This window comes from Phaeobacter gallaeciensis (genome assembly GCF_001678945.1).
Lineage (GTDB): Bacteria > Pseudomonadota > Alphaproteobacteria > Rhodobacterales > Rhodobacteraceae > Phycobacter > Phycobacter gallaeciensis_A.
Map to the genome: position 1 here is coordinate 2,222,626 of NZ_CP015124.1, position 21,757 is coordinate 2,244,382.

Genomic DNA, 21,757 nt, shown 5'->3' on the forward strand with positions numbered 1-21,757 from the left:
GAGCCTGAAACAATGGATCAACTGAGGCATGTCACCTAATCGCCCGCCATGCGGCGGGCGGACGCATGCCTGCCGCTGGCGCGACAGGCGTGAAAAGCTTCAACTCCCTTTGATGCGCTGCACCGCCCAGCGCGCGGCATCGGCGACCACGGGATCCGGATCCTCGGTCAGCCGCGCCGCCACCGGGCCAAGGGCGGGATCGCCCGAATTGCCGATGGCATATAGAACATTGCGCACAAACCGATCCCGCCCGATCCGCTTGATCGGCGAGCCCGAGAACATCGCCCGGAACGCCGTATCGTCCAGCGCCGCCAAATCGGCCAGACGCGGCGCGCTGAGCCCTTCGCGGGCGGCATAACGCATGTCGCTGGCTGCAACCGCAAATTTGTTCCACGGGCAGGCGGCGAGACAATCGTCACAGCCATAGATCCGGTTGCCCATCTTGCCGCGCAGCTCTTCGTCAATCGGGCCTTTGTACTCGATTGTCAGATAGGAAATGCAGCGCCGTGCATCCAGTTGATAGGGCGCGGGAAAGGCATCTGTCGGACAGGCCGCAAGGCAGGACCGGCAGGAGCCGCAATGATCTCGCTCTGGCGCATCGACCGGCAGCTCCAGCGTGGTGAAAACAGAGCCTATGAAGGCCCAGTTGCCCCAGTCCCGGCTCACCAGGTTGGTATGTTTGCCCTGCCAACCCAGCCCGGCCGCCTGCCCCAGCGGCTTCTCCGGCACCGGCGCAGTATCGACAAAAACCTTTACCTCGGCAGGATCGCCCGCCTTCTCCGCCTCGGCAATCAGCCAGCGAGCCAGACGTTTCAGACGTTTCTTGACCAGATCATGATAATCCTTGCCGCGCGCATAGACCGAGACCGCACCCCGGTCAGGCTGGCCCACAACCGCCATCGGGTCTTCGTCGGGGGTATAGCTTTCGGCGAGCATGATCACTGATCTTGCCTCGGGCCACAGCTGCGCCGGATCACCGCGCCAATGGCTGCGCTCCGCCATCCAGCCCATCTGCCCGTGATACCCTGCCTCCAAAAAGGCCTGCAGCCGCGCGGGCACCTCGGGCACATCCCCCGGGCGGCAGACCCGGCAGGCGACGAACCCTTCGTCCAGCGCCTGGCGGATCAGCTTTTCCTTCAGGGCAGCGCTCATGCCAACACCGGCAGGCGCAGATCAAAAATCGAGGTCAGCATAATGCGGCGGCGGCCGGAAGCCGGGGATCTGATCAGCCAGGATCGACCGGAATGCCGGGCGCGACTTGATCTTGGCATACCAATCCTTCACGGCGGCAGAGCGGTTCCAATCCACATCGGAGATATAATCGAGCGATGACAGATGCGCGGCGGCAGCAAAATCCGCCAGCGTCATACTATCCCCCGCCAGCCAGCGCCGGTGGTCCAGCAGCCAGGCCATGTAATCCAGGTGATACTTGATCGCCCGGGCGCCAGCCTTGACGTTGCGGCTGTCGGGATAGCCTTCGCCGGTGACCTTCTTGTTGACCCGCTCATACAGCAGTTTCGAGGTCACCTCGTGGTGGAACTTGTCATCGAACCAGCTGACCAGACGGCGCACCTCATAACGGCCATCGGGATCAGAGGGCATCAGCGACGGTTCGGGGCGGCTTTCCTCCAAGTATTCGCAGATCGCCGCGCTTTCCGACATCATCTTGCCATCAAGACGTACCACCGGAACCTTGGCCGCCGGGTTGCGCCGCAGGAAATCGGGATCTTTCTCCCAATAGCGTTCTTCGACCAGTTCGACCTCGATCTTCTTTTCCGCCAGCGACAAGCGGACCTTGCGACAAAACGGTGAGAGCGGGACATGATACAGGCGTGCCATTGGCGGGTGGAGTCTCCTGAAGCGTGCGGGATAGAACCAGCAATGCCCGCTTGCGGCAAAAGTTTCAATCCTCGAAACAGGCTGATCGTCCATCTGCGCGGATGGTGGCCGCCCCATCCCGGATCTGCGCCGCCCGTTGACGGACGAATTTTGACGGCCGCGACGCCGATCTGCCCTTGGGATCCGGCAGCACCGCCGCGATCAGCGCCGCCTGACGCGCGGACAAAGCATCAGGGCCGACGCCGAAATACTGCCGCGCCGCCGCCTCGACGCCAAAGACGCCTTCGTCCATCTCCGCGACGTTCAGATAGACCTCCAGGATGCGCCGTTTGCTCCAGATCGCCTCGACCAGCGGAGTCATCAGTGTTTCCAGCGCCTTGCGGATCCAGCTGCGCCCCTGCCAGAGGAATACGTTCTTCACCACCTGCTGGGAAATAGTCGACCCGCCACGCTGACCGCCCTCGGCAAGGGCCGCGCGGATCGCGGTGACATCAATCCCCCAATGCTGGCAATACCGCGCATCTTCCGCCGCCACCACGGAGCGCGCCATGACCGGCGCGATATGGTCAAACGGGACCCATTCCCGATCCACCTCACCCAGCCTGCGCTGTTCGCTCCAGATCGTATGGGTGATCGGCGGGTTCACCACCGAATAGAGCGCCACCAACGCCACAGCCAGCAGGGCAGCCGCAAAAAAGGCTCTAAGAACCCATTTGCGCACCCACCTCAAGGGCCAGGTCATCCGGCGCAGCAGAGACGCACTGCGCGGGCCCGGCTTTTTCTTCGCTGCCTTCGCCATACCCCCTCTATACGGCAGAGCCACCCGTGGCTGCCACCGTGAAATCCGCCTGCTGCTCCGGACCCCTCATCGCATGCCCAAAACGGGCACGGGACAAAGGGACGGCTCAGGCAGAATTGCGGAGGCTCCGCGCCGCAGGCGGGGAAACCGCCATTGTGCTTGAACCGGTCCTGTCCCGGGACAGGCAGGGGTCAGGCGATGTAGGCGCCAGGGCTTGCTGCTCGGGTGACCCGGAGAAACACTCCCCCAAAAAGAAAAAGCCCCGCAGGCGGGTCGCCTGCGGGACAATTTGATAGCACTGTTTTCGTTCGGCTTATTCGGCGGGAACGGCAGCCTGCTCTTCCGAGATCGGATGCGTCAGCTTGTTCAGCATTTCCTTGGGGCAAACCTGCAGGAAATTACCCTTCTCGATGTCCCAGTGTTGCAGGATCTCCGCGGCCTTGCGGCTTCCGGTTTCCTCAAGATGACGCTCGATCAGGCCTTTCAGCTGCGCTTCCCAATGCTCAACGGTGACCGGGCAGGTAACCAGCGATTCCATGTTCATCATGGTCTCGGCCTTACCCTCGGGGTCATAGAGATAGGCCATACCCCCGGTCATGCCGGCACCAAAGTTGGCGCCGATGGAGCCCAGGATGACCGCAACACCGCCGGTCATATATTCACAACCGTTGGAGCCGCAGCCCTCGATTACCACCTTGGCGCCCGAGTTGCGGACCCCGAAACGCTCGCCCGCGCGGCCCGCTGCGAACAGGTAGCCGTCCGTAGCGCCATAAAGCACGGTGTTGCCAACGATGGTGTTGTCGCTTGCCACCAGCGGCGAGGCCATCGGCGGACGCACGACGATCATGCCACCCGACAGGCCCTTGCCGACATAGTCGTTGGCATCACCGGACACTTCCAGTTTCAGACCCGGCGCCGCAAAGGCCCCCAGGGACTGACCGGCCGAGCCTTGCAGCTTCACCGTCAGGTGGTTGGGCTGGAAGGAATTACGCATACCGAAGTTGCGCACGATATGGCTCGACGTGCGGGTACCCACGGTGCGGTGGGTGTTCTGCACCGCATAGGACAGCTGCATCTTTTCGCCATCCTGCAGGAACCGCGCCGCATCGCGCACGATTTCCGCGTCCAGCGTATCCGGCACCGCGTTGCGGTCCTTGTCGCGGTTGTAGACGATGCTGGCAGAGCCATCGACGGTGATCAGCAGCGGGTTGAGGTCGAGATCATCGAGATGCGCCGAACCGCGTGAGACCTGCGCCAGCAGATCCGCACGGCCAACCACTTCATCCAGGCTGCGCGCACCGATGGAAGCGAGGATTTCCCGCACTTCCTGCGCGTAGAAGGTGATCAGGTTCACCACCTTGTCGGCGTTGCCGGTGAACTTGTCACGCAGGCTTTCGTCCTGGGTGCAGACGCCCACCGGGCAGGTGTTCGACTGGCACTGACGCACCATGATGCAGCCCATCGCGATCAGCGCGGCGGTACCGATGCCGTATTCCTCGGCGCCCATCATCGCGGCCATGACGATGTCGCGTCCCGTGCGCAGACCACCATCGGTGCGCAGAGTCACGCGGCCCCGCAGGTTGTTCATCGCCAGCACCTGATGCGCTTCGGTCAGACCCATTTCCCAGGGCAGACCGGCGAATTTGATCGAGGTCGCGGGCGAAGCACCGGTGCCGCCATTGGCGCCCGAGATCAGGATGATGTCGGCCTTCGCCTTGGCAACGCCAGCAGCAATGGTGCCAACACCAGAGGAAGCCACCAGTTTCACCGTCACCTTGCAGCGCGGGTTGATCTGTTTCAGGTCATAGATCAGCTGCGCCAGATCCTCGATCGAGTAGATATCGTGGTGCGGCGGCGGCGAAATCAGGGTCACGCCCTTGGTCGAATGGCGCAGGCGGGCAATCAGGTCGGTGACCTTCATCCCCGGCAGCTGACCACCTTCACCCGGTTTGGCACCTTGAGCGACCTTGATCTCCAGCTCTTCACACTGGTTCAGGTATTCGGCGGTGACACCGAAACGGCCTGAGGCCACCTGTTTGATCTTGGCCGACGGGTTGTCGCCATTGGGCTCGGGCACAAAGTGTGCCGGATCCTCGCCACCCTCACCGGAGTCCGATTTGGCGCCGATGCGGTTCATTGCGACGTTCAGCGTCTTATGCGCCTCGGGCGACAGCGCCCCCAGCGACATGCCCGGCGTCACAAAGCGTTTACGGATCGCGGTAATGCTTTCCACTTCCTCCAGCGGCACCGGCTTGCCCAGCGGCTTGATGTCCAGAAGGTCGCGCAGATGGATCGGCGGATTGCTTTGCATCTTGGCCGAATACTGCTTCCACATCTCGTAGGACGCCTTGTTGCAGGCCATCTGCAGCATATGCATCGAGCTGGCTTCCCAGGCATGGGTCTCACCCGATTTACGCGCCTTGTAAAAGCCGCCAATCGGCAGAACGTTTTGCTGCTCTGCCCATGCGGTGCCGTGGATTTCCTCAGCCTTGACCTGGATACCCGACACACCGATGCCGGAAATCCGGCTGGTCATACCCGGGAAGTATTCGGCGCACATGGCGCGGGACAGGCCTACGGCCTCGAAATTGAGACCGCCACGGTAAGAGGAGATCACCGAGATTCCCATCTTGGCCATGATCTTCAAGAGGCCCTGGTCAATGGCTTCGCGGTAGCGGCTGACGTTCTCGGTCAGGCTGCCGTCCAAGAGGCCGCGTTCGATACGGTCTGCCAGCGAATCCTCGGCCAGATATGCGTTCACCACGGTGGCGCCACAACCGATCAGCACCGCAAAGTAATGCGGGTCGATACACTCGGCCGAACGCACGTTCAGCGAACAGAAGGTCCGCAGACCCTTGCGGGTCAGATGCGAATGCACGGCAGAGGTCGCCAGGATCATCGGCATTGCAACCTTATCCGCATTCGAATGCTGGTCGGTCAGAACGATATGGCCAGAGCCGGAGCGCACTGCCTCTTCAGCCTCGGCGCGAATGCGCTGGAGCGCCGCATTCAGCGAGCCTTTGCCCGGTACGAAAGTACAGTCGATCTCGACCAGCGGCGCGTTGAGGCTCTCCATCAGCTTGTCCCACTGGGCGTTGCCGACAAAGGGGCTTTCCAGAACGAAGATCTCGGTCTGGCTGCTGTCCTCATCCAGAACGTTCTTGAGGTTCCCGAACCGCGTTTTCAGCGACATAACCCGGTATTCACGCAGGGAATCGATCGGCGGGTTGGTCACCTGGCTGAAGTTCTGACGGAAGAAATGCGACAGCGGGCGGTATTTCTTGGAGAGAACCGCCGACGGGGTGTCATCGCCCATGGAGGCCAGCGTTTCCTTGCCGTCCTCAGCCATCGGCGCCAGGATCTGCTCCAGCTCTTCGATGGTGTAACCGGCCGCAATCTGGCGGCGGCGCAGTTCTTCGCCCTGGAACAGCGGCTTTTCCGTCACCGTGGCAAGGGATTCGTCCAGATCGTTGATCTTTTCAACCCACTCGCCGAACGGCAGCGCGGCGGCCAGCTTGTCCTTGATCTCGGTGTCGTGGAACAGCTTGCCCTTTTTCATGTCCACGGCCAGCATCTGACCGGGGCCAAGCGCACCCTTTTCCACCACGTTGGCTTCGTCGATCGGAACCATGCCCGCTTCGGACCCCGCGATCACCAGACCATCGCCGGTGACGACATAGCGCATCGGGCGCAGGCCGTTACGGTCCAGACCGGCGCAGACCCAGCGACCATCTGTCATTGCCAGCGCGGCAGGGCCATCCCAGGGCTCCATCACGGAGTTGCAGTAGGAATACATGTCGCGCCAGGCTTCGGGCAGTTCGACCGCCTGTTTCGACCAGCTTTCGGGTACCAGCATGGTTTTCGCCATGGGGGCGGAGCGGCCCGCGCGCACCAGAACCTCAAACACCGAATCGAGCGCCGCCGAGTCGGAAGACCCGCCCGCGATGATCGGTTTGATGTCCTCAGCATAGTCGCCAAAGGTGGAGGAAGCCATGCGGATCTCGTGGCTCTTCATCCAGTTGACGTTGCCCTTCAGCGTGTTGATCTCACCATTGTGGGCCAGCATGCGGAACGGCTGTGCCAGCCACCACTGCGGGAAGGTATTGGTGGAATAGCGCTGGTGATAGATCGCAAAGGCAGATTCAAAGCGTTCGTCCATCAGGTCGGGATAGAAAACCGCAACCTGTTCGGCGAGCATCATGCCCTTGTAGATGATCGACCGGCAGGACAGCGACGCGATATAAAGACCACCAATCCCGGCAGCAGCGGCTGCTTTCTCAATCCGGCGACGGATCACGTAAAGCTCCCGCTCAAAGGTGTCTTCGTCCACGCCCTTGGAGTTGGAGATCAGGATCTGCTCGATCTCGGGGCGGGTGGCGTTGGCCTTTTCACCCAGGCAGGTCACATCCACCGGCACGTGGCGCCAGCCATAGATGTAATAGCCCATGCGCAGAACTTCGGTTTCCACGATGGTCCGGCAGGTTTCCTGTGCGCCGAAATCGGTACGCGGCAGGAAGACCTGACCAACCGCGATCAGCTGATCGGTGTGCGGCTCGTGGCCGGTGCGCTTGATCTGGTCATAGAAGAAGGGAACCGGGATCTGCACGTGGATGCCCGCACCATCGCCGGTCTTGCCATCGGCATCGACCGCACCGCGGTGCCAGATCGCCTTCAGCGCGTTGATACCGGCTTCGACCACCTTGCGGCTGGCGCTGCCATCCTGCGAGACGACCAGACCCACACCGCAGGAAGAATGCTCTTCTTCCTCGGAATAGAGACCGTTTTCTGCCATCCACTTGCGCTTGGCTTCTTCGGCGCGGACCCATTCTGCATCATATTTCGTCATGTCATTTTCCTTTGCCTGGCGGGGGCGCCTCGCCTGTTTCAGGGGCGCGCATCCGCGTGGGACCGAAGTCTTTGGTTATTCAGCTGCGACGGCTGCCTTTGCGTTGAACCGCTCCAGGATCGCCTCGGCACAGTCACGGCCGTCCTTGATGGCCCAGACCACGAGGCTCGCCCCGCGCACGATATCGCCCACGGCATAGACGCCGGGAAGATCGGTTGCGCCGGATTTGAACTCGGCCTTGACGGTGCCCCAGCGGGTGACCGGCAATTCGGGCTGGCCCCAGAGGGTCGGCAGATCTTCCGGCTCAAAGCCCAGCGCCTTGATCACCAGGTCGGCCTCTTCGACATAGTCGGCACCTTCGATCACCTCGGGAGCCTGACGGCCGGTGGCATCGGGGGCACCCAGGCGCATCTTCTGCACCATCACGCCGGTCACCTTGCCATCCGCATCGGCAAATCCCTTGGGCGCCGACAGCCATTCAAAGACGACGCCTTCTTCCTCGGCGTTCTGCACTTCGCGCTGCGAACCGGGCATGTTGGCACGGTCGCGGCGGTAGAGACATTTCACCGATGTCGCGCCTTCGCGGATCGAGGTCCGCACGCAGTCCATCGCGGTATCACCGCCGCCGATCACAACGACCTTCTTGCCTTCGGCATTCAGCTCACCGCTGTCGAATTCGGCAACCGTGTCGCCAAAGCTGCGCTTGTTGGAGACGGTCAGGAAGTCGATCGCCTTGACGATGCCCGCCGCGCCGCTGCCCGGCATGGCCAGATCGCGGGATTTATAGACGCCGGTGGCAATGATCACCGCATCATGCTTGGCCCGGAGGTCAGCAAAGGAGATGTCCTCGCCCACGTTGCAGTTCATCACGAATGTAACGCCGCTGTCTTCGAGCAGTTTGTTGCGGCGCATCACCACGTCTTTTTCCAGCTTGAAGCCGGGAATGCCGTAGGTCAGCAACCCGCCGGCCCGGTCATAGCGGTCATAGATGGTGACCTGCACACCCGCGCGGCGCAGCATGTCCGCAGCTGCCAGACCACCGGGGCCGGCACCGATGATGCCAACGCTTTCGCTACGCTCATGAAGCGGTGCAAAGGGTTTGACCCAGCCGTTTTCCCAGGCGGTGTCGGTGATGTATTTCTCCACCGCGCCGATGGTGACCGTGCCATGGCCGGATTGCTCGATGACACAGTTGCCTTCGCACAGGCGGTCCTGCGGGCAGATGCGGCCGCAGATTTCCGGGAATGTATTGGTCGCCTGGCTGGTGGCATAGGCTTCTTCCAGACGGCCGGTCGCGGTCAGACGCAGCCAGTCGGGGATGTTGTTGTGCAGCGGACAATGGGACTGGCAATAGGGCACGCCACACTGGCTGCAGCGGCTGGCCTGCTCTTCTGCCTTCGCCTGGGCGAACTCCGCATAGATTTCGTCGAAATCTTCCTTGCGCGCTTCCGCGGTCCGCTTCTCGGGCATGTCGCGTTCGATCTGCACGAATTTGAGCATTGGTTGCTTGGCCACGGGGGGACTCCATTTTTAGCTTGCTCCGGTCGTCATAGATCGAAGCGCGGCGGATTAAAAGTCAACTGTACTGACCTATTTTGTCAGTTCTCGCTTTCTGATACCCGCTGGAGCAAAAAAGTACAGTGATTTTAGATCCGAATCGGACCTAAGTGCTGCGCTTCCCATCCGGGTGCAAATTTACTAAAGAAAATTGACCGCTTAGGACCCCTCCGGTCCGATACAGGAGCGCCCGGCCATGCCTCTCTTTCAACTCGTCCTGGTCGCCCTCATTCAGGGCATCACCGAATTCCTGCCGATTTCCTCCTCCGGGCACCTGATTCTGCTGCCTGCGCTGACCGGGCTGGACGATCAGGGGCAGGTGATCGACGTGGCCGTTCACGTCGGCACACTGGCGGCCGTGGTGATCTATTTCTGGAAAGATGTGCGCACCGGCTTGATGGGGTTGCCGCGTCTGGCCTGCGGACATGTAGACACCGAAGGTGCCCGACTGGCGCTGGGGCTGATCGTCGCAACAATCCCCACGGTCCTGTTCGGCGCCGCCCTGCATTTCACCGGCTTCAGCGACGCGCTACGCTCCACCGCTGTCATCGGCTGGACCATGCTGATCTTTGGCATTGTCCTTTATGTCGCCGATCAGAAGGGCGCGAGCCTGAAATCCGCACAAGACTGGGGCCTGCGTGATGCGCTGATCATGGGGCTGTGGCAGATGATCGCGCTGATCCCCGGCACCTCGCGGTCCGGCATCACCATCACCGGTGCCCGGCAGTTGGGCTATACCCGCACCGAAGGCGCACGGATTGCCATGCTGATGTCGATCCCCACCATTATCGCCTCAGGCGTTCTGCTGGGGGCTGAAGTCGCGGTCGAGGCAAATACCGCCCTGATGCGCGACGCCGCCATCGCCGCCGTGCTGGCGCTGGTCTCGGCCCTTGCAGCCCTTAGCCTGATGATGCGGCTGCTGAGATCGGTCAGCTTCACCCCCTATGTGATCTACCGGGTGGTTCTGGGCGTTGTGCTGCTGATCGTCGCCTATAGCTGAGATCCCTCTGCGCCGATCAGACAAAGAACAGTCAAAGAAAAAGCGCGGCACCAGATGGACCGCGCTTCATGATCTTATATGGACCTGCCGCCAACGCGATCAGGCGTCGCCCTTCAGGTTGCGAGCCGAAGCGGTCATCACGTCGTATTGCCCGGAGGGGCGGAATTTCCACAGGTAATCCGGCAGGATCGGGCCCATCAGTTCCGGCTCGATCCCCAGATCGGCGAACCCTTTGGCGCCCTCAGATACCACATTGTCGCGGCGCAGGCTCTTCAGCTGGTCGCGGGTCAGCACCTTGTTCTCGATCAGCTGGAAGCTGGCGGCCTGAAGCACGTCAAACCCGAAGGCCACGATACCGGCAACGAAACGCGGCAGCGACAGCACCAGACGACGGCGATGGATGACCGACAGCATCTCCTGCATCAGCGCGGCAAAGCTCTTCACTTCCGGCCCGCCCAGCTCGTAGATGCCCGGCTCGGCCTGACCCAGAACTCCGGCCACGGCGGCGCGCGCCACATCATCCACATAGACCGGCTGGAACAGGGTCTTGCCGCAGGCAATCGGCAGCACGGGCGACATCCGCGTCATCGAGGCGAAACGGTTGAAGAACTGATCTTCGGTACCAAAGATGATCGAGGGGCGCAGGATCACTGCAGCCGGGAAAGCCCCCTGAACGGCGGCTTCGCCTGCGGCCTTGCTGCGGGCATAGTCGCTGTCGCTTTCGGCATCGGCGCCAAGGGCAGAGATATGTACCAGTTGCTGGACACCCTGTTCGGCAGCGATCCGGGCGATGCGGCCCGCGCCTTCGGCCTGGACGGCATCAAAGGTATTCTTGCCCAGCTCGTTCAGAACGCCGACGCAGTTCACAACCGCATCCGCGCCCTGCATCACCGCCGCGACAGAGGCATCGTCGCGGATGTTGCAGAAGACAGGCTCGACCTGACCAGGGACACCGTAGGGTTTTACATGCATCGCCTCGTTCGGGCGGCGCACGGCGACCCGGACCCGCCAGCCTTCCTTGGCCATCCGGCGCGCAATGTATCGACCGACAAAACCAGATCCGCCATAGATCGTGACCAGTTTGGACATCTTTTGGCTCCTGCAGTTAGCTCTTGACCCGATCTACCGGGCCAGCGGGTTTCAAACAAGGCGCAAAATCATGTCCGGACCCACAGTTTCATGATAAATCGCTGGCTTTACCGCCGCCATCGGCCCCGGCCTTCACGGGGTCCCGGCCGCGGGGCCCTGAATCCGGCTGCAAATTGCCACCCGATGTAAAAATCCGTTTGACGCTCCCGCCGCCGGTGCGTATACGCCGCTGCACGACACCTGCCCAGGTGGCGGAATTGGTAGACGCGCTAGCTTCAGGTGCTAGTGTCCGTATGGACGTGGAGGTTCGAGTCCTCTCCTGGGCACCATAATCCTTTGTTGGAACCCCTACAGTTTCAGATGTTCAAAGACGCCCCACAGGGCGCCCTTGAATGATGTCTTGCCTCAGCTCAGGCTGATATTCAGCCCTGCTTCCGGCTTTAGAAATCCTGCCACTTGTCGAGGGCGGCGTTGCCATCCGTGGCAGCGGCAGGTGTCGCGTCGCTGAAGTCCCAGTCCGCATCCCCATGGGCCGTTGGCATGCTTGGCGCTGCTTCAGGGGTGCTGGGCATTGCCGTGATATTGCCACCGCCTGCGATTTTGAAATGAGCAACCAGCTCGGCCAGCTTGGTGGCGTCGCTGTTCAGCATGTGCCCTGCTGCGGTGGCCTCTTCCACCATGGCGGCGTTCTGCTGAGTCACCTGATCCAACTGCACCACGCCGGTGTTGATCTCACCAAGGCCCGTGGATTGCTCCACAGCGCCTTCGGCGATATCGGTGACCAGACCAGAGATATGGTTCACCCGCTCGACAATGTTCTGCAGGGCCTCGCCGGCCTTGCCAACCAGATCCACACCGCGTTCCACCTGTCTCGAGCTATCGCCGATCAGCGTCTTGATTTCCATCGCCGCATCCGAGGACCGCTGCGCCAAAGCCCGCACTTCGGAGGCAACCACGGCAAAGCCTCGGCCTGCTTCGCCTGCACGGGCGGCCTCGACCCCCGCGTTCAGCGCCAGAAGGTTGGTCTGGAAAGCGATGTCGTCGATGACACTGATGATCTGGGCGATATGGGTCGAGGATTGCTCGATCTCGGTCATCGCCGAGACTGCACTTTGCACCACGACGCCACTGTTCTCGGCCTCTTTCTTGGCCTCGTTCATGATGTTTTCAACGCTACGAGCGCCATCGGCAGCGGATTTGACCGACGCCGTCAGCTCGTCCAGCGCAGCAGCGGTTTCTTCCAGCGTCGCGGCCTGACTCTCGGTGCGGTGAGACAGATCATCCGAAGACTGGCTGATCTCGGCGGCACCGTTGCGGATGCTGGAGGCGGATTCCACCACTTTCGTCACCGTGCCGTTCAGATTTTCGACGGTTCGGTTGAAATCCAGACGCAGCTGTTCGTAATCCTCGGGGAACCGGTCGGAGATGCGAGTTGTCAGATCACCGCCTGACAATTCGGACAGACGCGCGCCGAGGCTGGCAACGACCTTGGCCTGATTTTCACTATGTGCCTTTTGAGTCTGCTCCATCTCACGCTGGCGAACCAGGGCCGCATGGAAGACGCCCAGACTGCGGGCCATGTCGCCAATTTCGCCTTTGTCTGGCAGGCCTGTCATCTCGATGTTCAGATTGCCCTCAGACAAGGAAATCATCCGGTTGCTGATCCGGTTCAGCAGACCACACAGCCATTTCCCCAGACCCAGCGCCATGGCGCCGGCCAGAACCATCGCCACGATGGCCGCGCCGATACCGGTGTTGCGGATCGTATTGGTGATCGCCGTGATCGCATCCAAGGGGACAAGCGCATTGCCCACGGCAACCAGATTTCCGGAGAAGTCACGGATTTCAAACGGGCTGCCCGCATAGGCATGGCCGCCAAGGTCATAGTCCGACGTCTCTGCCGCCTCGCCTTTCACAAAACCTGCAATGGCAGCCGCATCCAGAAGCGCGGGACCGTCGTAACTTCCGGTCAGTCGGCGGATCTCTTCGCCAGTGCTGGAGAACGAACTGATATCGCTGTCTGGCAAAAGGTAGATTTCAAGCGCGGAATCGCCTCCTTCGGTCAGGCTTTGAACCAGGGCGCTGTCGAATTTGAGGCCGATTTCCACGCTGCCCACGTGGCTGCCATCATGGCTGATCGGGGCGATACCGCGGATACCGATGCCCGCGCGTCCCCGTTCAAGGCCCGAAACTGGCGCCTGCGTCTTGTTCGCGGCAACAACGGAATGGCGGAACCCGGATAGGTCATCGCCAAACTTCTCGGGCTTGTGCACCCGGAACAGAGACAGCGCCTCTGGAGTGTGAAACTGGAACTGAGCGATCCCGGCACTCGTTGCCAGTCCTTTGAAGTTTTGGGCGAAAATCCGGTCAAGCGTGTCTCGGTCCTGCTCTGCCACGGCGCGCTGCACGTCCGACATGGCAGCCACGGTCTGAGCCGTGGTCAGGGCGAGTCGCTGGCGCCCTTCGATCTCGGAACTGACACGGGCCTCGAACTGACGCAGCTCGCGGAGTGTTCCCTCATCCGAGACTGTCCCCAGGCCCATGAACAAAGGCACAGTGACAATCGCGATCGCAACCAAAGAACTGACCAACAGCGCAACAACAATCCGCATTCTGAGGGACATCGTTAAAAACTCCTATCAACAGAGTCTTTTCCTAGCGCGAAGAGGCTTAAGAATTTGCATACTTAAATCACGACATGTTGATCTTTTCGCACCTACGGGTATTGGGGAGCCGCCTGAACCTTGGCTCCATATTTAGCATTTATTCGAATAAGTTACGATTTCAGAACCATGGGCGGACGGATCCCGGGCGCATGAGCAGACCAGAATATCGCCCGATTAAATCACCGAGAATAACAAGAGAAACCGGATCGACCGGCGTTAGAAATCTACCCGTTCGGTAGGCTCAGTACGGGTCCGGGGAGGCATCAAAGCCGACTGTCCTGAACCTCTTTCAGATCGGGAATGACATCGGCGGTGCCATGGCGAGTCACCATCAGGGCCGCCGCGCGGGAGGCTTGCGCCATGGCCTGCGCCATCGGCATTCCGCGATCCAGACCGGAAAGGACATAACCGGTAAAGGTGTCTCCTGCCCCGGTGGTATCGACCGGGGTGACCGGCAAGGCTGGAATATCCTGCACCGCGCCTGTGGTGCCATGGAAATGGCGCGCGCCCTCTGCCCCGAGGGTAACGATCACATCTTCAACGCCCAGCGCCTCGGGCGGATTGCCGGTTGCATCCTGCAATTGACGCGCCTCGACCGCATTCAGAAACAAAAGATCCAGATGCGGCAAGACCGCTGCAACCGCTACCGCGTCAAAAGGCGCCGCCGCATAGGCCACCCGCAGCCCCAGATCACGGCCCATCCGCGCTGCATCGACCTGCAGGTTGGTTTCGTTCTGCATCACCAGAATATCCCCGGCAGAGGCAGCCGACAGGGCCTGACCGATCTGATCCGGGCTGATCGCGCGGTTGGCTCCGGGAAACAGGATGATCTGGTTTTCGCCGTCCTGATCCACAGCAATGATTGCATGGCCCGTGGGCGTGTCGATCTGCGCGATATGGCGGGTATCGACGCCGTACTCCAGCAGGCGGTCCACCGCCCATCTGCCATCAGCGCCAACAGCACCGATGTGGCAGACGTGGCTACCGGCCCGGGCGGCGGCGACCGACATATTGGCCCCCTTGCCGCCCAGAAACTGGTCCAGACCCGAGGCTGCCAATGTCTCACCCGCCACCGGAAGATGCGGCAGCGCGTAGACCATGTCAGCGTTGATCGAGCCCAGGTTCCAGATTGCCATCGTTACCGCCTAGCCGATGTTGCAGGCAGCCAGAACCGCCATGTTCAGCACGTCATTAGCGGTCGAGGTGGTCGAGCAGATCTGGATCGGCTTGTCCACGCCCGCCAGGATCGGGCCAACCACGGTGGCACCGCCCATTTCCTGCATCAGCTTGACCGAGATGGAGGCCGAGTGCCGGGCAGGCACGATCAGGATGTTGGCGGGGCCCGATAGACGCTGGAACGGGTAATTCTCCTGCGCCTTGGCATTCAGCGCCACATCCACGGTCATTTCGCCTTCGTATTCGAAATCGACGCCGCGCTTGTCCAGAACACCCGGGGCGATATGCATCTTTTCCGCCCGCTCGGACACCGGATAACCAAAGGTCGAGAAGCTGACAAAGGCCACGCGGGGATCCAGCCCCATGTGCCGGGCCACACCAGCAGCGCGTTCGGCAATCGTCGCCAGATCGTTCTCATCCGGCCATTCATGCACCAGCGTATCGCCAATCAGCACGATCCGGCCCTTATGCAGCAACGCGGTCACGCCGGCCGCGCCGTGTTTGGCATCGGCATCAAAGACGTGGTTGATCTGATCCAGAACATGCGCGGATTTCCGGGTGGCACCGGTGACCAGACCATCGCCATGCCCATGCGCCAGCATCAGCGCCGAGAAGACGTGCCGGTCACGTCCCACCAGACGGTGGATGTCCTTACGGTCGAAGCCCTTGCGTTGCAGGCGGTTGAACAGGAAATCCTTGTAGGTGTCGAAATGCTGGGTATTGGCAGCATTGACCACCTCCAGCTCGCGCACCGCATCGCCAAGGCCGGCCGCTTCCAGCTTGGCCTTCACATCATCGGCACGGCCAACGACCAGCGCCTTGCCAAAGCCGGACCGCTGATAGGTAACGGCGGCGCGCAGCACGCGGGGATCGTCGCCCTCGGCAAAGATCATCCGCGACTGAGCCGAACGCGCGCGGGCGTTGAGGCCGCGCAGGATCGAGGCCGTCGGGTCCATCCGGCTTTTCAGGCTGATCTCATAGGCTTCCATGTCGATGATGGGACGACGCGCGGCACCCGTGTCCATGCCCGCCTTGGCCACGGCTGGGGGAATCCGGTGGATCAGACGCGGATCAAACGGTGTTGGGATGATGTAATCGCGACCAAAAGTCAGCGATTTGCCATAGGCTAGCGCCACCTCATCCGGCACATCCTCGCGCGCCAATGCGGCCAGCGCATGAGCACAAGCAATCTTCATCTCGTCATTGATGGCGCGCGCATTGATGTCCAGCGCCCCGCGGAACAGGTAGGGAAAACCCAGAACGTTGTTCACCTGGTTGGGATAGTCCGAGCGGCCCGTGGCGACGATGGCGTCGACGCGGACCTCATGTGCCTCTTCCGGGGTGATTTCGGGATCCGGGTTTGCCATGGCAAAGATCACAGGGTTGTCGGCCATGGAGGCAACCATCTCCTGCGTCACCGCGCCTTTGACCGACACGCCAAGGAAGACATCGGCGCCTTCCATTGCTTCCTCAAGCGTCCGCAGCTCAGTCTTGACCGCATGGGCCGACTTCCACTGGTTCATACCTTCGGTACGGCCCTGATAAATCACACCCTTGGTGTCACAGACGATGCAATTGTCGTGCCGCGCGCCCATGGATTTCAGCAGCTCGATACAGGCGATGCCCGCCGCGCCCGCGCCGTTCAGCACGATTTTCACGTCTTCGATCTTTTTGCCCGAGATATGCAGCGCATTGATCAGGCCCGCCGCACAGATCACGGCGGTGCCGTGTTGGTCGTCATGGAAGACGGGGATATCCATCTCTTCCTTCAGGCGCTGCTCGATGATGAAACACTCGGGCGCCTTGATGTCCTCAAGGTTGATGCCGCCAAAGGTCGGGCCCATCAGCTTGACCGCGTCGATGAACTTGTCCGGATCTTCGGTGTCGAGCTCAATGTCGATCGAGTTCACATCGGCAAAGCGTTTGAACAGGACAGATTTCCCCTCCATCACCGGTTTCGATCCCAGCGCGCCCAGGTTTCCAAGCCCCAAAACCGCCGTCCCGTTGGAGATGACAGCCACCAGGTTGCCCTTGTTGGTATAATCATAGGCGGTTTCCGGGTTCGCCGCGATCGCTTCGCATGGCACCGCAACACCGGGGGAATAGGCCAGGGAGAGATCCCGCTGCGTGGTCATCGGGACGGTCGCATTGATTTCCCATTTGCCGGGTGTCGGCTCCAGATGGAAGGCAAGCGCCTCTTCGTTTGTGATCTTCGCTTTGGGCATGGGCTGTAGGTGTCCTCTCCTAATCGGGCACAGTCTTATCCCAGCCCTGCGTCCCTCTCAATCCGATCCGGAAAGAAAACGACCCCTAAAAAGCAATAATATTTCAAATAAAACTTGATAGATTTCGTCGGCTTTTCGCCACAATCTCGACCGATCCGCGCTATATTCCGTTAATAATACTTAACAGCTTCTGTGTGACGCGTGGCTATAAGGCCGCAAACCGGCGCCAGAACAGCACATGTCAGAACGGCATACGACCATTTCTGAAAAGTCACACCCGCCGCCGCAATACCGGCGGGCAGGGTAAATTTGGGATGCACGATATGACAAGTATCAACTCCAACACCGGCGCCGCCACAGCGCTACACCTGCTGGGAGGGACGACACAGCAGCTGGAAACCGTCCAGAACGAGGTCGCAACCGGAAAAGAGGTGAATACCGCCAAAGACAATGCCGCGCTATGGGCGATTTCCCAGATCATGGAGGCCGATGTCTCCGGGCTGCGGGCAACCTCTGATGCGCTGTCGCTGGGTGAGTCCACCGTCGCCGTCGCCTCGGCTGGTGCGGAACGGATTTCCGAAGCTGTCATCGAAATGAAGGAACTGGCACTTACAGCAAGCAGCGGCCTTGTTGACTATTCCAAGATCGAAGCGCAGCTGGCCCAGAAGACGGAGGAAATCAATTCGATCATTTCTTCCTCCCAGTTCAACGGTGCCAACCTGCTGGCCACAAATGTGGACGGCAATGGCGCAACCGGCCTTAGTATTCCAACCGGAGCAGACCTGTCGTTGCTGACAGTTGATGGTGTCGATTTCGAAAGCGACCCGTTGTTCGATATCAACAACCGCACCCAGGTCACGGATCAGGCAAGCGCCCAAACCGCGCTGAGCGAGATTACCGGTTTCCTGCGCTTTGCCATCGAAGGTGCCGCTGCACTTGGGGCCTCGGCCAATGGACTGGCAGAAGAGAACAAGACCGTGCAGAACCTTGCTGATGCCACAAAGAAGGGGATCGGCGCCCTGGTGGATGCCAATATCGAGGAATCCGCGGCGCGACTGGTTGCGCTTGATGTGCAAAAGCAGCTGGGCACCACCTCTTTGTCGATTGCGAACTACAGCCCGCAATCGATCGGCGTGCTCTTCTGATCAACTCCGGCCCGCCAGGGCCTGAGCAACGGATTGCAAATCCGGGTAATCGGGTTTTCCTTGGACCGTCCGCATTGTAAATGTCGGGCAAATAACCCCGGGGGAGCTCGCATGACCGTTACGCCCATGATGGCGCAATATCTTGAGATCAAAGCAGCGCATCCCGATGCGTTGCTTTTTTATCGGATGGGCGATTTCTACGAGATGTTCTTTGACGACGCGGTCAATGCCGCCGAGGCGCTGGACATCGCCCTGACCAAACGGGGCAAACACGACGGCGAGGATATACCCATGTGCGGCGTTCCCGTGCATGCCGCCGAAGGGTATCTGCTGACCCTGATCCGCAAGGGGTTCCGCGTCGCGGTAGGCGAACAGCTGGAAAGCCCGGCCGAAGCCAAGAAACGCGGCTCCAAATCCGTGGTGAAACGGGATGTGGTGCGGCTGGTGACTCCCGGCACGCTGACCGAGGATTCCCTGCTCGAAGCACGGCGCCACAACTTCCTGGTTTCCTATTCCGAGTTGCGCGACGAAGCGGCCTTGGCCTGGGCGGATATTTCCACCGGCGCGTTTCACGTGATGCCCATCGCCCGGGTGCGCCTGTCGCCGGAACTGGCACGGCTGGCGCCATCGGAATTGATCGTCGCTGATGGCGCGCCTTTTGATGCGACCCGCCCGCTGGCAGATGAATACAAGATCCCGCTGACCCCGCTGGGCAAAGCAAGTTTCGACAGCACGGCGGCAGAAAAACGCATCTGCACCTTGTTCAACGTTGGTGCGCTGGATGGGTTCGGCACCTTCACCCGCGCCGAGGTCTCAGCCATGGGTGCGCTGATCGACTATCTGGAGATTACGCAGAAGGGCAAACTACCGCTGTTGCAGCCGCCGGTACAGGAGGCGCAGGATCGCGTGGTGCAGATTGATGCCTCCACCCGCGCCAGCCTGGAACTGACCCGATCCCTGTCGGGCGGGCGCGCCGGATCGTTGTTGTCGGTGGTGGACCGAACCGTCACCCCAGGCGGTGCCCGCCTTTTGGAACAACGTATGGCAAGCCCCTCGCGCACGTTGGATGTGATCAGCGCACGATTGGCGGCACTGGATTTCACGGTAGAGGCGACACAGCTTTCGCAGGATATCCGCGCCGCGCTGCGCAAGACCCCGGATCTGGACCGCGCTCTGTCCCGTCTGGCGCTGGAGCGCGGTGGTCCGCGCGATCTGGCCGCCATCCGCAACGGGCTGGTGCAGGCCGAAACCATCGCCCAGATGTGCGAAGGACAGGAGCTACCCGATTTGATCGGCGGCGCCGTACGTGATCTTCTTGGCTTTGACGATCTTCTGTCGCTGCTGGATGCCGCGCTGGTGGCCGATCCGCCGCTGCTGGCCCGTGACGGCGGGTTCATCGCGACCGGCTATGATCCGGAACTGGATGAGGCCCGCACCCTGCGCGATGAGGGACGCTCGATCATTGCCGGGATGCAGCAAAAATATGCGGAGCACACCGGCATCACCTCGCTGAAGATCAAGCACAACAACGTGCTGGGCTATTTCATCGAAACCACCGCGACCCACGCGGAAAAGATGCTGTCTGCGCCGCTGTCCGAAACTTACATACACCGTCAAACTACCGCAAATCAGGTGCGTTTCACCACGGTGGAGCTGAGCGAGATTGAAACCAGGATCCTGAATGCAGGGAACCGAGCACTGGAGATCGAAAAGCGGCTCTATGACAGGCTTTCTACCGCCATTCTGGACACCGCTGCGCGACTCAATACCGCTGCCAAAGGGTTGGCAGAGCTGGATCTGGTGACCGCATTGGCCGATCTGGCCCGCGGTGAAAACTGGACCCGTCCCAAGGTGGACGCCTCCCGCGCGTTTCACGTGGAGGGCGGACGCCATCCGGTGGTGGAACAGGCGCTGCGACAACAGGGCGGCGATACCTTCGTCGCCAATGATTGCGATCTCTCGGCCGGGGATGGCGCCGCGATCTGGCTGCTGACCGGTCCCAACATGGCCGGTAAATCGACCTTCCTGCGGCAGAACGCGCTGATCGCGCTGTTGGCGCAGATGGGCAGCTATGTTCCCGCCGAAGCCGCGCATATAGGGTTGATCAGCCAGCTGTTCAGCCGTGTCGGGGCCTCGGACGATCTGGCGCGCGGACGCTCGACCTTTATGGTTGAAATGGTGGAAACCGCCGCGATCCTGAACCAGGCCGATGACCGTGCTCTGGTGATCCTTGATGAAATCGGGCGCGGCACCGCGACCTATGATGGGCTGTCCATCGCCTGGGCCACGCTGGAACACCTGCACGAGGTGAACCAGGCCCGCGCCCTGTTTGCGACCCACTATCACGAGATGACCCAACTGGCCGGTAAGCTGGAAGGCGTCGAAAACGCCACCGTCACCGTCAAGGAGTGGGAGGGAGAGGTGATCTTCCTGCACGAGGTCAAGAAAGGCGCCGCCGACCGCTCCTACGGGGTGCAGGTGGCGCAGCTTGCCGGCCTGCCAGCTTCGGTTGTGGCACGGGCGCGCGATGTGCTGGATATGCTGGAACAAGGCAGCCGCGAAGGCGCTGGCGCAAAGATCCAGATCGACGATCTGCCGCTCTTTGCTGCTGCCCCGCCGCCACAACCCAAACCCGCCGCAGGTCCGTCACCTGTCGAGGAATTGCTGGAGAGTATCCACCCCGACGATCTGACCCCGCGCGAGGCACTGGAGGCGCTCTACCGTCTGAAAGACGCTACTGCGTAAATGCAAAGCCGTATTAATGCAAAAAGGCGACCCTGGCGGGTCGCCTTTTTCAATTCTGAATGCAGGGTCCGAAGCGATTTACACCAATAACCCCGGCAGCCTTATGCCGGTGTCGAGGAGACCCCGACCTGCGCCGGCCGCAGCAGGCGGTCGTGCAGCATGAAACCTTCAGCGGAAACCTGAATAATCTCGCCAGCCTTGGTGCCGGGCACCGGGGCTTCGAACATGGCTTCGTGCACCTGCGGGTCGAACTTGTCACCCACTGCGGGCGAGACAACGCGGATGCCGTGCTTTTCAAACACGCCCAGCAGCGCCCGCATGGTCAGCTCAACACCTTCGATCAGGGCCGAGGCCGCCTCTTTCTGTTCGTCGGTTACCGATTCAACCGCGCGCTTCATGTTGTCGAACACCGGCAGCATGTCACGGGCCAGCTTCGAGCCACCGTATTGCTCGGCTTCGCGGCGGGCCTTGTCGCCCCGCTTGCGCGAATTCTCGGCATCCGCCAGAGCGCGCATGAACCGGTCCTTCAGCTCATCACGTTCCGCCCGCAGGGCATCCAGCTCCAGCGCCGCGTCATCAAATTCTTCGGTCTGTGCCGCCAGCTCTTCTGCTTCGGCATTTGCGATATCGTCGAGAAAATCGTCGTTCTTGGGCTCTGCCATTTTTCACC

Annotated in this window: 13 protein-coding genes and 1 tRNA gene; 4 read left to right on the forward strand and 10 right to left on the reverse strand. The window is 61.1% G+C overall.

Annotation, left to right across the window (positions count from 1 at the left end; genetic code table 11):
- Nucleotides 1-99 precede the first annotated feature (99 nt).
- From queG to JL2886_RS10675, 5 genes are all read right to left on the reverse strand, one after another.
- On the reverse strand, nucleotides 100-1,152 hold the full coding sequence (gene queG / locus JL2886_RS10655) for a tRNA epoxyqueuosine(34) reductase QueG (RefSeq protein ID WP_065271981.1): 1,053 nt from the start codon (nucleotides 1,150-1,152) through the stop codon (nucleotides 100-102).
- A gap of 21 nt (nucleotides 1,153-1,173) precedes the next feature.
- Nucleotides 1,174-1,839, reverse strand: coding sequence for a glutathione S-transferase family protein (locus tag JL2886_RS10660; RefSeq protein ID WP_065271982.1), 666 nt, complete (start codon nucleotides 1,837-1,839; stop codon nucleotides 1,174-1,176).
- Nucleotides 1,840-1,903: 64 nt separating this feature from the next.
- Complete coding sequence (gene mtgA / locus JL2886_RS10665) at nucleotides 1,904-2,638, reverse strand: monofunctional biosynthetic peptidoglycan transglycosylase (protein ID WP_065271983.1); 735 nt, start codon at nucleotides 2,636-2,638, stop codon at nucleotides 1,904-1,906.
- Nucleotides 2,639-2,951: 313 nt separating this feature from the next.
- Nucleotides 2,952-7,484: a glutamate synthase large subunit gene (gltB, locus tag JL2886_RS10670; protein WP_065271984.1), complete on the reverse strand. Its 4,533-nt coding sequence runs from the start codon at nucleotides 7,482-7,484 to the stop codon at nucleotides 2,952-2,954.
- Nucleotides 7,485-7,559: 75 nt separating this feature from the next.
- On the reverse strand, nucleotides 7,560-8,999 hold the full coding sequence (locus JL2886_RS10675; protein WP_065271985.1) for an NAD(P)-dependent oxidoreductase: 1,440 nt from the start codon (nucleotides 8,997-8,999) through the stop codon (nucleotides 7,560-7,562).
- Between the two features lie 238 nt (nucleotides 9,000-9,237).
- Between JL2886_RS10675 and JL2886_RS10680 the strand changes: the two genes are divergently transcribed.
- On the forward strand, nucleotides 9,238-10,041 hold the full coding sequence (locus JL2886_RS10680; RefSeq protein WP_065271986.1) for an undecaprenyl-diphosphate phosphatase: 804 nt from the start codon (nucleotides 9,238-9,240) through the stop codon (nucleotides 10,039-10,041).
- Nucleotides 10,042-10,140: 99 nt separating this feature from the next.
- Here the strand turns inward: JL2886_RS10680 and JL2886_RS10685 are convergent, their stop codons facing one another.
- A complete protein-coding gene (locus JL2886_RS10685) occupies nucleotides 10,141-11,130 on the reverse strand; it encodes a complex I NDUFA9 subunit family protein (RefSeq protein WP_065271987.1) in 990 nt (329 codons plus the stop codon).
- 242 nt (nucleotides 11,131-11,372) lie between these two features.
- On the opposite strand from JL2886_RS10685, the gene JL2886_RS10690 reads away from it, so the two are divergent.
- Nucleotides 11,373-11,459: transfer RNA gene (locus JL2886_RS10690), tRNA-Leu, on the forward strand.
- 111 nt (nucleotides 11,460-11,570) lie between these two features.
- Here JL2886_RS10690 and JL2886_RS10695 read toward each other — a convergent pair.
- From JL2886_RS10695 to JL2886_RS10705, 3 genes are all read right to left on the reverse strand, one after another.
- Nucleotides 11,571-13,754, reverse strand: a complete 2,184-nt coding sequence (locus JL2886_RS10695) for a methyl-accepting chemotaxis protein (RefSeq protein ID WP_165832687.1) — start codon at nucleotides 13,752-13,754, stop codon at nucleotides 11,571-11,573.
- Nucleotides 13,755-14,059: 305 nt separating this feature from the next.
- Nucleotides 14,060-14,932 (reverse strand): ribokinase, encoded by an 873-nt coding sequence (locus tag JL2886_RS10700; RefSeq protein WP_065271989.1) that lies wholly within the window; start codon nucleotides 14,930-14,932, stop codon nucleotides 14,060-14,062.
- 9 nt (nucleotides 14,933-14,941) lie between these two features.
- Complete coding sequence (locus JL2886_RS10705) at nucleotides 14,942-17,197, reverse strand: NADP-dependent malic enzyme (protein ID WP_065271990.1); 2,256 nt, start codon at nucleotides 17,195-17,197, stop codon at nucleotides 14,942-14,944.
- Nucleotides 17,198-17,520: 323 nt separating this feature from the next.
- On the opposite strand from JL2886_RS10705, the gene JL2886_RS10710 reads away from it, so the two are divergent.
- Complete coding sequence (locus JL2886_RS10710; RefSeq protein ID WP_065273645.1) at nucleotides 17,521-18,342, forward strand: flagellin; 822 nt, start codon at nucleotides 17,521-17,523, stop codon at nucleotides 18,340-18,342.
- Nucleotides 18,343-18,453: 111 nt separating this feature from the next.
- The gene (gene mutS / locus JL2886_RS10715) at nucleotides 18,454-21,087 is read left to right on the forward strand and encodes a DNA mismatch repair protein MutS (RefSeq protein WP_065271991.1); all 2,634 of its coding nucleotides are present in this window, start codon (nucleotides 18,454-18,456) and stop codon (nucleotides 21,085-21,087) included.
- A gap of 101 nt (nucleotides 21,088-21,188) precedes the next feature.
- Here the strand turns inward: mutS and JL2886_RS10720 are convergent, their stop codons facing one another.
- Nucleotides 21,189-21,749 carry a nucleotide exchange factor GrpE gene (locus tag JL2886_RS10720; RefSeq protein WP_065271992.1) on the reverse strand — a complete coding sequence of 187 codons (561 nt, stop codon included), beginning with the start codon at nucleotides 21,747-21,749 and terminating at the stop codon, nucleotides 21,189-21,191.
- Nucleotides 21,750-21,757: the final 8 nt, after the last annotated feature.